This window comes from Streptomyces calidiresistens (assembly GCF_014141525.1).
Lineage (GTDB): Bacteria > Actinomycetota > Actinomycetes > Streptomycetales > Streptomycetaceae > Streptomyces > Streptomyces calidiresistens.
The window spans coordinates 1-1,758 of the sequence record NZ_VKHS01000987.1 but is presented as its reverse complement, the minus strand read 5'-3'; the positions used below and the strand labels follow the sequence as shown (position 1 = coordinate 1,758).

General features: G+C 72.4%; 1 protein-coding gene. It reads right to left on the bottom strand.

Features of this window, described 5'->3' with window-relative positions:
* The coding region (locus tag FOE67_RS24750) for a WD40 repeat domain-containing protein (protein ID WP_182667046.1) at positions 1 to 1,758 on the bottom strand (1,758 nt) is incomplete at both ends.

Here is a 1,758-nt window from a genome sequence, read left to right as displayed (position 1 = left end):
GCAGGGCGGGGCGTACGGCATGCCCGGCACGTGGACTTCCCACTCGGCGGGGGTGATCGTGTCGCCCACGCCCGAGCAGAGCCCGGGGATGATCCAGTCGGGGTCGGTGACCAGGAGTTCGATGCTGTCCGCCGCCACCAGGAGCGTTCCCGAGTTGTGGGGGCTGAAGGCGACGGAGTCCGGCTTGCTCCTCCCGTAATGACCGAAGGAGGCCCGCCACTGCGGCGTCGCGGGGGTGCTCAGGTCCCATAGCTGAACGTGCCCTTCGCCCGTATTGGCCCAGGCCAGACTGCGGCTGTCCGGGGCGAACGCGACCGGGTGGCTGCCTCCTTCCTCGTAGAGGAGGGTGGGCTCTCCCGCCAGGCGGCCCTCCGCCACCCGCCAGAGCCGCAGGCGTTCCGAGAAGTCCGCGACTGCCAGGAGCAGCCCGTCCGGGGAGAACACGGCCCGGGCGACGGTCGAGCCCCGGGTCAGGCGCTGTTCCGGCAGCGGTTCGGGGGCGCGGGGGTCGGAGACGTCCCAGGCGAGAAGTGTGTCCATGACGGTGGCGACCAGCAGGTCGTCACGAGGGGAGAAAGCGACGGAGAAGGCCCTGGCGGGCATGGCGGCGAGCTGGGCGGGGCGGCGGGGGTCGCTGACGTCCAGGAGCCGGATCTGCGGGTTCTCGTCCCCGTCGCCGTTGTTGTCGGCAACGGCCAGCAGGCGTCCGTCCCGGCTGAAGGACACATCGGTGGCGCGACCGACCTCGGAGACCGTGACGAGCTCGGGTGCGTCCGGTGCGCCGGTATCGCGCAGCCGCAGCACCGGCTCGCCGTTCTCCACCTCGCCCAGGGCCAGGATCGCGCCGGAAGGACTGAACGCGAGCCCTCCGGCACCGACGGTCCCCGAGCCCGGCAGGTTGCTGAGCAGCCGCTGGCCGCCGGGTTCCGTCAGTTCCCAGAGGGCGCCGTGGGTGGAACCCTGGTAGGCGAGGAGCCGGCGCGGGCCGTTGGCGAAGACGGTGGAGATGTAGAAGCCTCCGGGGCGTTCGCCGAGACTGCCGGCCGCTCCCTCCCGTGGTGCGTCGTCGGCCAGCCATGTCGTGACCCCGTTCGCCGTGGCGTGCAGCAGGCGCCTGGTTCCGGGCAGAAAGCGGAGGGTGCCGGCACCCTGGCCGCCCTGCAGGAGGTCCCGCCGGGCGTGGGGCCGGGTGGTGTCGGTCGTCCAGAGCGTCACCTGTGGTCCGAAGCCGATGCATGAGGTGGCCAGGGTCCTGCCGCTGGCGCCGAAGGCCACGGAGATCAATTCTTTGTAACACTCGGGGAGGATGCTCTCGGTCGGTTCGACGGCTTCGGGCTGCCGGGGATCGGTGATCCGCCACAGGCGCAGCGCGCCGTGCCTCGATCCCTCGCTCACGGCTCTCGGGGCGGCCAGCATGGATTCGTCCGGATGGAACGCGACCCGGCGCAGCACTGTCCCCACGGGGTCCGGGTGCGTCTCCTCGGTGATCTCCGCGCCGGGCAGCGTGGTGATCGGCCGCGCGGGCACGGCCGGGTCCGCCAGGTCCCACAGCCGGATGGTGCCGTCCGTGCCGGAACTGGCGAGCAACGTGCCCGAGGGCGAGGCCGCGAGGGAATCCACCGCGCCGTCGTGGCCGGGCAGGGTGCGCGGGGGACGGTCGGTGCCCTCGGCGAGGGGCCACAGGGTGAGGGCGCCCTCGGCATCGCCCAGGGCCAGCAGATTCCGACCGGGAACGAAGACCAGGGAGGTGATGAGGGC